The 13155-nt window shown below is 47.4% G+C and carries 16 protein-coding genes; 7 read left to right on the top strand and 9 right to left on the bottom strand.

The features are described from left to right. Positions 1 to 105 precede the first annotated feature (105 nt). From EA14781_RS11770 to livK, 6 genes are all read right to left on the bottom strand, one after another. Positions 106 to 396 carry a hypothetical protein gene (locus tag EA14781_RS11770; protein ID WP_000346991.1) on the bottom strand — a complete coding sequence of 97 codons (291 nt, stop codon included), beginning with the start codon at positions 394 to 396 and terminating at the stop codon, positions 106 to 108. A gap of 131 nt (positions 397 to 527) precedes the next feature. Then, positions 528 to 1241, bottom strand: coding sequence for a high-affinity branched-chain amino acid ABC transporter ATP-binding protein LivF (gene livF / locus EA14781_RS11765; protein ID WP_000416890.1), 714 nt, complete (start codon positions 1239 to 1241; stop codon positions 528 to 530). A gap of 1 nt (position 1242) precedes the next feature. Then, on the bottom strand, positions 1243 to 2010 hold the full coding sequence (gene livG / locus EA14781_RS11760) for a high-affinity branched-chain amino acid ABC transporter ATP-binding protein LivG (protein ID WP_000082094.1): 768 nt from the start codon (positions 2008 to 2010) through the stop codon (positions 1243 to 1245). Beyond that, positions 2007 to 3284: a branched chain amino acid ABC transporter permease LivM gene (livM, locus tag EA14781_RS11755; protein ID WP_000803821.1), complete on the bottom strand. Its 1278-nt coding sequence runs from the start codon at positions 3282 to 3284 to the stop codon at positions 2007 to 2009. Before livM ends, livG begins: the two co-directional genes overlap by 4 nt. Beyond that, positions 3281 to 4207 carry a high-affinity branched-chain amino acid ABC transporter permease LivH gene (gene livH / locus EA14781_RS11750; protein ID WP_001295098.1) on the bottom strand — a complete coding sequence of 309 codons (927 nt, stop codon included), beginning with the start codon at positions 4205 to 4207 and terminating at the stop codon, positions 3281 to 3283. The genes livM and livH overlap by 4 nt, the downstream gene beginning before the upstream one ends. Before the next feature lie 47 nt (positions 4208 to 4254). Next, a complete protein-coding gene (gene livK / locus EA14781_RS11745) occupies positions 4255 to 5364 on the bottom strand; it encodes a high-affinity branched-chain amino acid ABC transporter substrate-binding protein LivK (protein ID WP_000827693.1) in 1110 nt (369 codons plus the stop codon). Between the two features lie 423 nt (positions 5365 to 5787). Here livK and panM point away from each other — a divergent pair, with 423 nt between their 5' ends. Beyond that, positions 5788 to 6171 carry an aspartate 1-decarboxylase autocleavage activator PanM gene (gene panM, locus EA14781_RS11740; protein ID WP_000778776.1) on the top strand — a complete coding sequence of 128 codons (384 nt, stop codon included), beginning with the start codon at positions 5788 to 5790 and terminating at the stop codon, positions 6169 to 6171. On the opposite strand, the gene ataT is transcribed toward panM, so the two are convergent. The 3 genes from ataT to livJ all read right to left on the bottom strand — a co-directional run bounded on the left by ataT (position 6168) and on the right by livJ (position 8221). Beyond that, positions 6168 to 6695 (bottom strand): type II toxin-antitoxin system toxin acetyltransferase AtaT, encoded by a 528-nt coding sequence (gene ataT / locus EA14781_RS11735; RefSeq protein ID WP_000342453.1) that lies wholly within the window; start codon positions 6693 to 6695, stop codon positions 6168 to 6170. The two genes, panM and ataT, sit on opposite strands and share 4 nt — an antisense overlap. A gap of 6 nt (positions 6696 to 6701) precedes the next feature. Beyond that, positions 6702 to 6968, bottom strand: a complete 267-nt coding sequence (gene ataR, locus EA14781_RS11730) for a type II toxin-antitoxin system antitoxin AtaR (protein WP_001277106.1) — start codon at positions 6966 to 6968, stop codon at positions 6702 to 6704. Positions 6969 to 7117: 149 nt separating this feature from the next. Next, on the bottom strand, positions 7118 to 8221 hold the full coding sequence (livJ, locus tag EA14781_RS11725) for a branched chain amino acid ABC transporter substrate-binding protein LivJ (protein WP_010319184.1): 1104 nt from the start codon (positions 8219 to 8221) through the stop codon (positions 7118 to 7120). A gap of 522 nt (positions 8222 to 8743) precedes the next feature. Between livJ and EA14781_RS11720 the strand changes: the two genes are divergently transcribed. Genes EA14781_RS11720 through EA14781_RS11695 form a run of 6 tightly spaced genes read left to right on the top strand, consistent with a single transcriptional unit; the run spans position 8744 to position 13113 of the window. Next, on the top strand, positions 8744 to 9145 hold the full coding sequence (locus EA14781_RS11720; protein ID WP_001071335.1) for a PTS sugar transporter subunit IIA: 402 nt from the start codon (positions 8744 to 8746) through the stop codon (positions 9143 to 9145). A 6-nt stretch (positions 9146 to 9151) separates the two neighbouring features. Continuing rightward, positions 9152 to 9637, top strand: a complete 486-nt coding sequence (locus EA14781_RS11715) for a PTS sugar transporter subunit IIB (RefSeq protein ID WP_000029259.1) — start codon at positions 9152 to 9154, stop codon at positions 9635 to 9637. A gap of 16 nt (positions 9638 to 9653) precedes the next feature. After that, the gene (locus EA14781_RS11710; RefSeq protein ID WP_000151888.1) at positions 9654 to 10400 is read left to right on the top strand and encodes a PTS mannose/fructose/sorbose/N-acetylgalactosamine transporter subunit IIC; all 747 of its coding nucleotides are present in this window, start codon (positions 9654 to 9656) and stop codon (positions 10398 to 10400) included. Continuing rightward, positions 10393 to 11247, top strand: a complete 855-nt coding sequence (locus EA14781_RS11705) for a PTS system mannose/fructose/sorbose family transporter subunit IID (RefSeq protein WP_000370585.1) — start codon at positions 10393 to 10395, stop codon at positions 11245 to 11247. Before EA14781_RS11710 ends, EA14781_RS11705 begins: the two co-directional genes overlap by 8 nt. A 1-nt stretch (position 11248) precedes the next feature. Then, entirely contained in the window at positions 11249 to 12169 is a 921-nt protein-coding gene (locus tag EA14781_RS11700) for a phosphoglycerate dehydrogenase (protein WP_024164669.1), read from the top strand. 59 nt (positions 12170 to 12228) lie between these two features. After that, positions 12229 to 13113 carry a dihydrodipicolinate synthase family protein gene (locus tag EA14781_RS11695; protein WP_241955833.1) on the top strand — a complete coding sequence of 295 codons (885 nt, stop codon included), beginning with the start codon at positions 12229 to 12231 and terminating at the stop codon, positions 13111 to 13113. Positions 13114 to 13155 lie beyond the last annotated feature (42 nt).

Here is a 13155-nt window from a genome sequence, read left to right as displayed (position 1 = left end):
CTCTCCGTGGCAAAAATATGAGGTCTGGTTTTAATCCTCCCGACCCGTTGAAACAAGTCTGTATACGGACGAAGTTCATTGATTGCCCACGACCGGATTTAACAGCTATCCCCCGGTGTAAGACTGAATAAAGACAATGGCATAGCCCACGAGCAGTACGCTTGCACCAAGTAATAAGTTTATTTTTTTATCCGCTAGCCATAAGGCAATGACTGGGAAAATAAGTACTCCCAGCCCTCGCAAAGGTTCAAATGTTATTCCAACCCAACCTGCGTACAGCCAGGCGCTAAAATAGACGATCAGCGTGCTGCACGATTTATCGTTTTCGTCTGAAGAACTCCATCGCAAAACAACCGCGCAGCAAAATAGCTTTAAAAAGACCGTTAAGAAATCCATTCTCTTACATCCAGCCAAATCTTCTGACATCGATACTGGACGCATTTAACCCCTACAGCCAGCAGCAAATCAGTCCGAATCAAGATTCGCTTTTTGCAGTGCCGTCCAGAACACCATCAGGCAGTAAACAGTTATCCCCCCAAATACGCGCTTCTTACCGCCTCGTTCGCCAGCAGCGCATCGCCGGTGTCTTCGAGCACGACGTGGCCGTTTTCCAGCACGTAGCCGCGATCCGCCAGCTTCAGCGCCTGGTTGGCGTTCTGCTCGACGAGGAAAATGGTCATCCCCTGCTCGCGCAATTGCTCGATGGTGTCGAAAATTTGCTGGATGATAATCGGCGCCAGTCCGAGCGAGGGTTCATCAAGCAGTAGCAAACGCGGATTGCTCATCAACGCACGACCAATCGCCAGCATCTGCTGTTCACCACCGGACATAGTGCCCGCTCGCTGAATACGACGCTCATGCAGACGTGGGAACAGTTCATACACCCACTTTATGCGTTCCTGAAACTGGTCGCGTTCAGCAAAGAAGCCGCCCATTGCCAGGTTCTCTTCCACCGTCATGCGTGAGAAGACGCGACGCCCTTCCGGGACAATCGCTACCGCTTCGCGCATGATTTTTGCCGTCTGCCAGTCGGTAATGTCTTTATCATCAAACACAATTCGCCCACTGGTGGCGCGCGGATCGCCGCATAACGTGCCCAGCAGTGTCGTTTTCCCCGCACCGTTTGCACCAATCAGGGTGACAATCTCGCCCTGATTGATATGCAGACTCACCTCATGCAGCGCCTGGATTTTGCCGTAGTGGGCGCTGACTTTGTCAAAGGACAACATGACTTTTTCCATCTTATGCCTCACCTAAATAGGCACGGATCACGTCCGGGTTATTACGGATCTGCTCCGGCGTACCGTTTGCCAGCGGCGTCCCCTGATTGACCACGTAAATTCTGTCTGAAATACCCATCACCAGCTTCATATCGTGTTCAATCAACAAGATAGTGGTGTTGTGATGATTGCGCAGTTCGGCAATCAGCTCATCCAGCTCTTTCGTCTCTTTCGGGTTAAGACCTGCTGCCGGTTCGTCGAGCATTAAAATCTCCGGCTGCGTCACCATACAGCGGGCAATCTCAAGACGGCGCTGGTCGCCATAGGCCAGGTTGCTCGCCTGGCGGTTGGCGTGTTCCAGCAAACCAATGCGCTCAAGCCAGGTGGCGGCGCGGTCGAGGGCTTCGCTCTGGGCGCGGCGGAAAGAGGGCGTTTTCAAAAGACCTGAGAACAGTCCGCTTTTCAGTTGCTGATGCTGCGCCACCAGCAGGTTTTCAATTACCGTCATTTCACGGAACAGACGCACATGCTGGAAGGTGCGCACCACGCCCATACGGGCGATTTGCTGCCCCGGCAAACCTTCCAGATGTTGATCGCGCAGTAAAATAGTGCCGCCAGTGGGTTTGTAGAATCCGGTCAGACAGTTGAAGACCGTGGTTTTTCCGGCACCGTTAGGGCCGATTAGCGAGACAATCTCCTGCGGGTACAGTTCAAGATTGACGTTGTTTACCGCCAGTAGTCCGCCGAAGCGCATCATCAGGCCGTTAACAGATAATAATGGCTGACTCATGCCTGCTCTCCTTTCTCTGCGCCGTTTTTCAGCTTGAGTTGCGGGCGCGTCATGGGCAGCAAGCCCTGCGGACGCCAGATCATCATCAGCACCATCAAACCACCGAGCATTAACATGCTGTATTCGTTGAAATCACGCATCAACTCGCGCGAGACCACCAGCAAAATTGCCGCCAGAATCACCGCGAATTGCGATCCCATACCACCGAGCACCACAATCGCCAGCACAAATGCCGATTCAGCAAAGGTGAAGGATTCCGGGCTGACAAAACCCTGGCGCGCTGCGAACAACGTTCCGGCAAACCCCGCAAACGCGGCGCTGATGGTAAAGGCGGTCAGCTTGATACGACGCGGACTTAAGCCCAGCGAACGGCAGGCAATCTCGTCTTCTCGCAACGCTTCCCACGCACGGCCCAGCGGCATTCGCAGCAAACGGTTAATAACGAACAAAGAAAACACCACCAGCAGCAACGCCACCAGGTAGAGGAAGATAACGCGATCGGACGGATCGTATTTCAGGCCAAAGAAATTGCTGAACGTATCCCAGCCGCCTTCACGGGCAGTACGACTAAATTCGAGGCCAAAAAAGGTCGGTTTCGGGATCTGACTAATGCCATTCGGGCCGCCGGTAATTTCAGTGTTATTAAGCAGCAATATGCGCACAATTTCACCGAAACCGAGGGTGACGATCGCCAGATAGTCACCGCGCAGACGCAACACCGGGAAGCCGAGCAGGAAACCCGCCGCCGCTGCCATTAACCCGGCAATCGGCAGGCAAGTCCAGAAACCAAGGCCGTAATAGTGATTGAGCAGGGCAAAGGTATAAGCGCCAATGGCGTAAAAGCCGCCGTAACCGAGCACCAGCAGGCCAGAAAGCCCCACCACCACGTTCAGCCCAAGGCCGAGGATAATGTAGATCATGGTCAGGGTGGCGATATCCACCGTCCCGCGCGACACCATAAACGGCCACACCACCGCAAGAACCAGCAGCGCTACAAGGAACAGTTTCTGTTTCACCGTGGAGCCATCAATCGCAGGCAGAATAAACTTCGGCCCGGAAACGCTTTTCAACCCTTTCTGGAAAGCAGGTCGCACAAGCTGGAAGAAAAAGACCACCGCCGTGCCAATAAACACCCATTCCCAACGAACATCCGAAGCGCTGCCGACCACCAGTTTGGTGCCGTCCAGCTCCAGTTGCACGCCCATAAAGACGCCCGCGAGGACAAAAAACATGGCGGCAGAGAGCAGCGCCATTGCAATATGCATCGGTTTCATACTTTCTCTACCTCCGGGCGACCCAGAATACCGGTCGGCATCACCAGCAGCACCAGAATCAGCAGGGCGAATGAGACCACATCTTTATATTCCGTACTCAGATAGGCAGAAGAGAGCGCCTCCGCAATCCCCAGAATCAGGCCGCCAATCATCGCCCCTGGAATACTGCCAATTCCGCCGAGCACCGCTGCGGTAAAGGCTTTCATTCCGGCCATAAAGCCGATGTAGGGGTTAATTACGCCGTAGAACTGACCGAGCAGAACGCCCGCCACCGCTGCCATCGCAGCGCCAATCACAAAAGTCAGCGCAATCACCCGGTCGGTGTTGATGCCGAGCAGGCTCGCCATTTTCAGATCTTCTGCGCAGGCACGACAGGCGCGCCCCATGCGGGAGTAGCGAATGAAAATCGTCAGCGCCAGCATGGCAAGGAAGGTGACAATCCAGATCACCGCCTGCATGGTAGTAATAGAGGCGGAGAAGTTTTCGCTATGACCCACCACCCACTGACCGTTAAACAGGCTGGGCAGCGCCACGTCGCGCGAACCTTCGGTCAGACTGACGTAGTTTTGCAGGAAGATAGACATGCCGATTGCGGAAATCAGGGCAATCAAACGCTTAGAGTTTCGCACCGGGCGATAGGCCACCCGTTCAATACTCCAGCCGTAGGCGCTGGCAATGACGATTGCGCCGACGAATCCCTCCGCCACCAGCAGCCACCCGGTATCAATACCCAGCATCATCAGCGCGGCGATGATCATAAAAGAGACGTAGCTGCCAATCATATAAACCTCGCCGTGGGCGAAGTTGATCATGCCGATAATGCCGTAAACCATGGTGTAGCCGATGGCTATCAGCGCGTAGGTACTGCCCAGCGTGACGCCGTTAAACATCTGCTGCAAGAAATACAAAAACTGCTCAGACATAAGGTAACCTTTCTAAACCCGCCCGCATTTCACGGGCGGCGGGATGATCACTTGGCTGCCGTGGATGAACCGTCGGCGTGCCACTGGAAGACACCAAAATCAAATCCCTTAAGATCGCCTTTTTCATCCCAGTTCAGCGGCCCAATCACGGTATTTGCACCGTTAGCTTTTAAATCTTTCACCAGCGCCAGCGGCTCATCGCTGCCGGTACGCTCAAGAGCAGTCGCCAGAGATTGCACCGCCGCGTAGGTGATCCAGACATATGGCCCGGACGGATCTTTCTTGTCAGCTTTCAGCGCATCAACAATGCCCTGGTTTGCCGGATCCATGTCATAGCGTTTTGGCATGGTGACCAACATGCCTTCGGCAGCATCGCCGGCAATGTTCGACAGCGACGCATTACCCACGCCTTCTGGTCCCATAAACTGGGTTTTCAGGCCGACGGAACGGGCCTGGCGCAGCATCTGCCCCATTTCAGGGTAGTAACCGCCGTAATAAACAAAATCGATATTCTCTTTTTTCAGGCGAGCAATTAGTGCGGAGAAATCTTTTTCCCCGGCAGTAATGCCGTCGAAGAAGACGATGTTGGCGTTAGCTGCTTTCAGCTCGTCCTGCACCGAACGCGCCAGCCCTTCGCCATACTGTTGTTTATCGTGAATGATGGCGATGCGCTGAGGTTTCACTTTTTCAAGAATATACTTTGCGGCAGTCGGCCCCTGGGAAGAATCCAGACCGGCAGTACGCATGATGTGTTGATAACCGCGCTGGGTCAGTTCCGGGTTGGTTGCCCCCGGCGAGATCATCAGAATACCTTCGTCTTCGTAGATATCTGATGCAGGTTGGGTAGAGGAGGAACACAGATGGCCAATAACGTATTTAATGCCGTCGTTAACGATTTTGTTGGCGACCGCAACGGCTTGTTTCGGGTCGCAGGCGTCATCATATTCCACGCCAACCAGTTTATCGCCCTTAATTCCCCCTTTGGCATTAATGTCTTTAATGGCCTGGCGCGCGCCGTTAAATTCCATATCGCCCCACTGGGCAACCGGGCCAGACATTGCGCCGACAACGGCAACTTTAATATCGTCAGCCAACGCGGTGTGTGATATTGCCAGTGCAATCATCCCTGCGATGATCGTTTTCGCATTCCGTTTCATTATTCAAAATCCCCATTCGTGATGTAGTGCTGCTTTGTTTTTATGTGTCAAAAAATCAAACTGTTCTACTTTTATGTCGCGCAGCTTTTATCTGCCTGATTAAGAGCTTAGCGCAAGATTTCGTATTAAAAACGACTAAAATCCCTATTTTTCAGTAAATTAAAAACAGATAATATTCTGGGTTTATTGATAGATAAACAGAAAAAAGCACAGTTGTCAGCATAAAATAACGGCGTAGAGGGTGGAATAATTCACTACCATCCAGGGGATTATGCTGGACAATTTTCATTCCCTGCTGTTTTTAATTTGTAATTATTGCTGAAAAAAAATTAATCACCTGCCAAAAGAAAGAAAAAAGAGAAAGCCTCCGATTAAATTATTTCGCTACACTGGTTCCACTTTTGTGATTTACACGGGTTACCCATGAAGCTGACCATCATTCGATTAGAAAACTTTAGCGACCAGGACCGAATTGACCTGCAAAAGATCTGGCCGGAGTATTCCCCTTCCTCTTTGCTGGTTGACGGTAATCATCGCATCTATGCCGCGCGTTTTAACGATCGCCTGCTCGCGGCCGTGCGGGTGACCTTAAGCGGCACCGAGGGGGCACTGGATTCTCTGCGCGTGCGGGAAGTCACCCGACGTCGTGGTGTAGGGCAATATCTGCTGGAAGAGGTGCTGCGTAATAATCCTGGTATTTCATGCTGGTGGATGGCGGATGCAGGCGTGGAAGATCGCGGCGTAATGGCGGCGTTTATGCAGGCACTGGGGTTTACGGCGCAACAGGGCGGCTGGGAGAAGCGTTAATCGCTCTGTGTAAAAAGCAGTTCAATGGATTTAGTTGGGAAAAATAACGCATTTTCGTTTTCTCCAACCAACGGGATAAAGCCCAGCGACTGATAAAACGTATGGGCTTTTTCATTCAGAGCCTCGACAAAAAGACCGTGAATACCTACCGCTAATGAGGCTGACCAGACGACTTTCATGGCATGAGCAACCAGTGTTGCTCCCCATCCCTGCCCCTGTAATGAACGATCAATTGCCAGACGCCCAAGAGTGACGCTGGGAATATTTTTGTAGGGAATTTTTTTCTGTTTCGATTTCGAGGGCAGTGCGGCTCGTTCAAAACAACTGCCGGATAATGTGTAATATCCCAAGACCTGACGTTCTGGAGTGTTGCGGCAAAGGATATACGCTCGCAAAATTTTATTGCGATGTTGACGAACCAGATGTGTCGTCAGAAAGAGATTTAACGCTTCCTCGCCGCAGTCGAATCGCTGTAGATCATAATCTGCATCATCGGTCAGAATCTCTATCGTCAGATCATCCATAAATTATTACATTCCCTGAAGACGTTTTGCCGCACGTTTTAACTTTTCACCTGGTGACGGTGGATTACTCAGCGCATCCATCACCCGCGTCCAGGATTCCTCATTGAGAATCATCCGCCGATGCTGTTCAATCACTTCCGCAGCTCGCTGCGAAGCGCTGTTCAACATAAATTGGCTGACGGATTGATTAGATATCGCTGCCGCTTCCTCAATCATACTTTTGTCATCGTCAGTTAAACGCAGATCGATACGCTGCTTTTTAACAGCAGACATGTGAACTCTCCTGCTCCATATAATATGTACGGTATATCACCGTACAATAAGCATATCCTGGATTGTTTAATCTTTCTACAACCATTTCGACAAACACAAAAAAACCCGATGGCAGTTCAGCGCATCGGGCATTCTCATTTATCTATCCGTTACTTCGCATCGGTCGCCGTGCCATTGGCGTGCCAGTCAAATACGCCGAACTCAAAGCCTTTCAGGTCGCCTTTCTCATCCCAGGTCAGCGGTCCCATCACGGTATCAACCGAGTTCGCTTTCAGGTATTTGGCGATCTCAGCCGGATCGTCAGACTGATTCAACCCTGCCTGCAAAGATTGCAGCGCCGCGTAGGTGGTCCAGACAAACGCGCCGCTTGGGTCCTGCTTTTTCGCTTTGATCGCGTCAACAATCGGTTTGTTCGCCGGAACCTGATCGTAGTTCTTCGGCTTAGTTACCAGCAACCCTTCCGCTGACTCGCCCGCGATATTAGACAGCGAGACGTTCGCTACGCCCTCTGGCCCCATAAACTGAGTTTTAAGTCCTGCCGCGCGTGCCTGACGCAGGATCTGCCCCATTTCCGGGTGGTAACCGCCGTAGTAAACGAAATCGATATTTTCTTTCTTCAAACGCGCCACCAGCGTCGAGAAATCTTTTTCTCCGGCGGTGATACCATCAAAGAACACCACGTTAGCATTGCCTTTCTTCAGGCCGTCCTGCACCGCACGAGCCAGACCTTCGCCGTACTGTTGTTTGTCGTGAACGATAGCAATGCGCTGCGGTTTCACTTTCTCAAGAATATATTTCGCCGCCGTCGGTCCCTGGTCTGAGTCCAGGCCGGTGGTGCGCAAAATCAACTTATAGCCACGAGCAGTCAGCTCTGGCGCAGTTGCCGCTGGGGTAATCATTAAAATGCCTTCATCTTCATAGATATCAGACGCAGGTTGTGTTGATGAAGAGCAGAGGTGACCAATGACATATTTAATGCCGTCGTTAACGACTTTGTTCGCCACTGCGACGGCCTGTTTCGGGTCACAGGCATCGTCATATTTTACGATTTGCAGTTTGTTACCTTTAATACCGCCTTTGGCGTTGATATCAGCAACTGCCTGCTCTGCGCCAGTAAACTCCTGATCACCGTACTGGGCCACCGGGCCAGACATCGCGCCCACAACCGCGACTTTAATATCTTCAGCCAGAGCCATATTGCTGAACGCCAGCGCGATACATCCTGCCAGTAACGCTTTACCCTTCATATTCATCCTGTGGTTCCCCATTCTTCTGGTTATTACGTGTGTTGTGATGTTGTTGTTCAGCACTTTATTTCGTTTTATGCATGACTACCCGTGCTTTGGCAGCATACTCTGCTAAAACATACCTCATTTTTCAGAATTTGAAACAAAAATTCAATAAAAACACAACAATAAAGACGCCACTGTAATTTTTAGAGTTTTGCTTATTTATATCTGTAATAAATAAATACCCCCATTTTATTTTCTGTATTTATGCTCCAACGTATAGAAATATATTTATCTAAAGAATATAAAAACCTACAAACCATTATCGGCGATAATGATTAACAGATGACTTTCCATATTTTTTATTGCAAAAAGTTTATTAGCAATTTTAGCTAATACCATCAACTGTGATCTTGCTAACATCTTCGTCAATTTGAATTAATATAAAATCACAGACCAAGGATTTATAAATGCAATGATACGGATTTAATCATTCACAACATAAATAGATATATTCTATCATGTCATATAAAAGGAACTTATCATTTGAACCAGTTTAATATTATTATTCTGACACATGGCGAAGCTGGAAATGCTCTATTATCCAGTAGTGAGATGATTGTTGGTAAAACACCAAATTCTACGGCAATTTCGTTGCAACCCGGAATGTCGCCAGAAACGCTTATGCAACAAGTGAAAGCCATACTCAGGACCAACACCGAAACAGTTATATTTACCGATATTTATGGCGGGACGCCCTCAAATATTGCCTTCCTTCTTTCCAAAGATTTTCCTATCCGCTGTATCAGTGGTGTCAATCTGGCAATGTTAATTGAAGCTAACATGTTACAGGATTCTGGTGAAGAACTTAGTCTGGAAGAATTCGTTCAGCATGTACATGATGCCGGTAAAGAGATGATTCAAAGTTATCGTTTTAATAAAGGATGATAAATCATGAGTATAGTTCATGCCCGCATTGATTACCGTTTGATTCACGGACAAGTCATCACAAAATGGTTAAAAAGGAGTGATGCTAATAAAATAATTGTCATTGATGATCCCCTGTCACGCGATTCTTTCCTGGCTGAAGTCTATAAGATGGCAGCACCAAGTGGTGTTGAAGTAATAATGACGTCCATTGAAGATACGTTACAACGCTGGAATAACAATAACTTTTATGAAGGTAAGTTATTAATTCTTTTTAAATCGATCGATTCTGCATTAAAAACTATACAAGGTGGTTTAATGTTAGATGAATTACAGGTCGGCGGCGTTGAAAATACGCCAGGGAGAAAAATAGTTTTCAACCAAATATCACTCAATCACGAAGATGCCGATAAGCTTCAAATCATTGAAGATAAGAACATAAAAGTTTATTTCCAAACTATTCCTGAAGAAGATCCTGCTAGCCTACAAAAAATCAAAAGTAAGTTATCTTAATTAAGGAAAGAAACTTATGACTATTTTTACAGCAGCAATCATTGCCCTGGTATATTGGATATCCCAGGCAAAAGTATGGTACGGTTTTTCTATTATGCGTATGCCATTATCGATAGCACCTATCATGGGACTGATCTTTAATGATATGCCAACCGCTTTATCTGTTGGGGCCACTCTGCAGATGATCTATATCGGGAGTATTGCCCCTGGCGGAAACCCTCCTGCCGATGAAGGTTTAGCCTCATGTATAGCAATCCCAATCGCACTTACTGCAGGTATTAAGCCAGAAATTGCTATCTCTTTAGCTATTCCTCTGGGATTGCTAGGCGTGGTTCTGGAAAACGTACGTAAAACACTGAATACTACATTTGTCCACATGGCTGACCGCTACGCAGAAAAAGGGGATATCAAAGGTATCCAACGCGCAGCTACAATATATCCTCTCTTGTTGGCTTTTCCGATGCGTTTTGTGCCGGTATTCATCGCCTGCCTGTATGGCCCGGATGCCATTGCCGCCTTTGTAAACCTGCTCCCCGCCTGGTCAACGAATGGCCTGGCAATTGCCGGTAATATTCTACCCGCTTTAGGCTTCGCAATAACCATCATTGTTATCGGCAAAAAACAGTATATCCCTCTGTTCATTATTGGCTTTTTCCTCGTGACCTATTCAGGTTTGAATACCATTGGCGTCTCTATTTTTGGACTTTGTGCCGTCCTCTTATATATGCAGTCACAAAATGCAAAAGGAACTAAAAATGGATAATACAATTGAGTCAGGATGCTCAGAATCCTCACCTATTACAAAAAGAGATGTTCAGATTGTCTGGCTAAAATGGCATGCGTTCTCTGAAACATCGTTGAACTTCGAACGTTTACAAGCGCTGGCATTTTGCAATGCCATGACTGGCGTATTAGCGAAGCTATATCCAGATGAAAACGATCTCGCCAAAGCCTTACAGCGCCATTTAACAATGTTCAACACTCAGGCTAACTGGGGATCGGTTATCGCTGGTATTAGTATTGTGCTGGAGGAAAAAGCAGCTCAGGAATCAGAAGAACAACGTGACTCAACAACACAACTTGTTACTGGATTAAAAACGGGTCTTATGGGGCCGGTATCGGGGATTGGTGACACGTTAGACTTTGGTACATTGCGTCCCATTGTTATTGGCGTCTGTATTCCTTTTGTTATTCAGGGGTACGTTATTGCCGCACTTCTGCCATTAATTTATCAGGTTGTTTATATGTTCTTCGCCAGCCGATTTTCACTTAATATTGGTTATAAAAAGGGAAAAGAATCGATCCTGGAAATTCTACATTCCGGTAGCATTCATCGAATCATTGAAGGCGCAGGCATGTTCGGGCTACTCATGATGGGGGCGCTCTCCGCAACATATGTAAAAATTAAAACACCATTGCACATTACGACGGGCGGCGGAAACACTATCATCTTGCAGGATATGCTGGATAAGATTGTTCCTAATTTGCTGCCGCTTGTCGCCGTACTGGGCATCTGTTTTTATATACAAAAATGTGGACCACATTTCTTACGTATCCTGGTGACCATTTTGGTCTTAAGTCTGGCGTTCTCTTTCTTTGGTTTTTTATAAAATGAAAAAAATAATTATCACGCCACGACCTTTCGTGGGTAAAGGAAAGATTTATATTGAAAACCTGCAATCTGCGGGTTATGACGTTGAATGTAATACCAGTGGAAACCGTTATAGTAAAGAAGAGCTTATCGAAAAAATTAAAGATGCCGATGCCATTATCACCGGCAACGATCCTTTAGACAGAGACGTTCTAGAACAAGCAACAAAACTGAAAGTTATTTCAAAATATGGTGTCGGTCTAGATAATATTGATGTCGATTACGCGAATAGAAAAGATATTGTTGTGCATAAAGCCCTCTGTGCTAATGCTATTTCCGTTGCAGAGATGACTATTCTGATGATGCTTTCCAGTGCCAGGAAGTATGTTGAAATAGAAAATCAGGCCAGAAATGGAAATGACGTCAGACTTGTCGGTCACGAGTTATATCAAAAAACGTTGGGGTTAATTGGCCTCGGTGCAATAGGGCAACACGTCGCCCGCATCGCTCATACACTAGGAATGTTCATTATTGCCTACGACCCCTACATTAATAAAAGCCAGATTCCTGACTATATAATACTTAAATCACTGGATGAAATATATCAGTGTAGCGATATCCTCTCTCTTCATTTACCTTTACTGGACAATACCCGTAACCTGATTGATGGCTCTGTATTTGAGAAGATGAAACCTTCGGCTATTTTGATTAACACCGCCAGAGGAGGATTAATTGATGAAGAAAGTTTATGTATAGCTCTCACTAATCATAAAATCGCTTTTATCAGCGAAGATATTGAACTGAAAGAACGTTCAGAAAAAATTAAAAATTTAAAAAACTATTCCATTACCCCACATGCCGCTTCATTTACCGATGAGGCCGATCACAATACGATGAAAATTTCTATTAAAAACGTTCTACAAGAACTGGAGAAGGAATAATGAAAGAGCTTAAAGGGATTATTACCGCGATGGTGACGCCTTTCGATGAAACGGAAAAAATGGATATTCCGGCAGCGAAAAATATGGCGCGTTGGTTAGTTGATAAGGGAGTTCATGGCTTGTTTATTTGCGGAACTAATGGTGAATTCCATTTGCTATCCGATGATGAAAAAGTTGAGCTGACCAAAGCCGTTGTCGAAGAGGTTGGCGGCGAAGTGACCATTTGTGCAGGTGCAGGTGCAGGTGCAGGTGCAGGTGCAGGTGCAGGTGCAGGTGCAGGTGCAGGTGCAGGTGCAGGTTGTTGTAGCACAAAACAAACTATCGAATTAACAAAAAGACTTGTCAATGCCGGCGCCGATTACATTTCCGTTGTCACGCCATACTATCTGGTACCAAATCAGGAAGATTTATATCGGCACTATCGTGATATTGCAAACAGCACAACAGCCCCCATCATTCTTTATAACTTACCAGGCCAAACTGGATTAAGCATCGAATACGAAACGGCAAACCGCTTAGCTGATATCGAAAACATCGTGGCAATCAAAGATAGCAGTGGCAAATTCGAAGTCCAGAAACAGTATCTGGAAATCGCTAAACACAAAAACTTTAAGGTATTAAACGGTTCAGATTCGTTAATGCTGGATGCTTTTAAAGAAGGTTCTGTGGCGGCTGTTGCTGCAACGTCAAACGTCCTGCCGACTATTGAAGTCGACTTATATAACTACTTTATGGCTGGCGAACTGGATAAGGCACAGGAAGAGCGTAACAAGATGGATGCACTGCGCATGACCATTAAAAAAATGACCGCACCTGCGGTAATGAAAAAAGCGTTAAATCTGATGGGTGTACAGGCAGGTATTACCCGCAGACCAATTCATATGCCAAACGAGGCGATCATTGAAGACATCAAGGAAATGTTGAAAAGCTATAACTTCCTGTAACGGATAAATGCCGAATACATCTTAGCCGGTAAAACCGCAAAA

Origin of the sequence: Escherichia albertii NBRC 107761 = DSM 17582 (assembly GCF_000759775.1) — a bacterium.
GTDB classification, from domain to species: Bacteria; Pseudomonadota; Gammaproteobacteria; order Enterobacterales; family Enterobacteriaceae; genus Escherichia; species Escherichia albertii.
The sequence above is the reverse complement of the archived record's forward strand: the minus strand, read 5'-3'. Positions and strand labels throughout refer to the sequence as shown.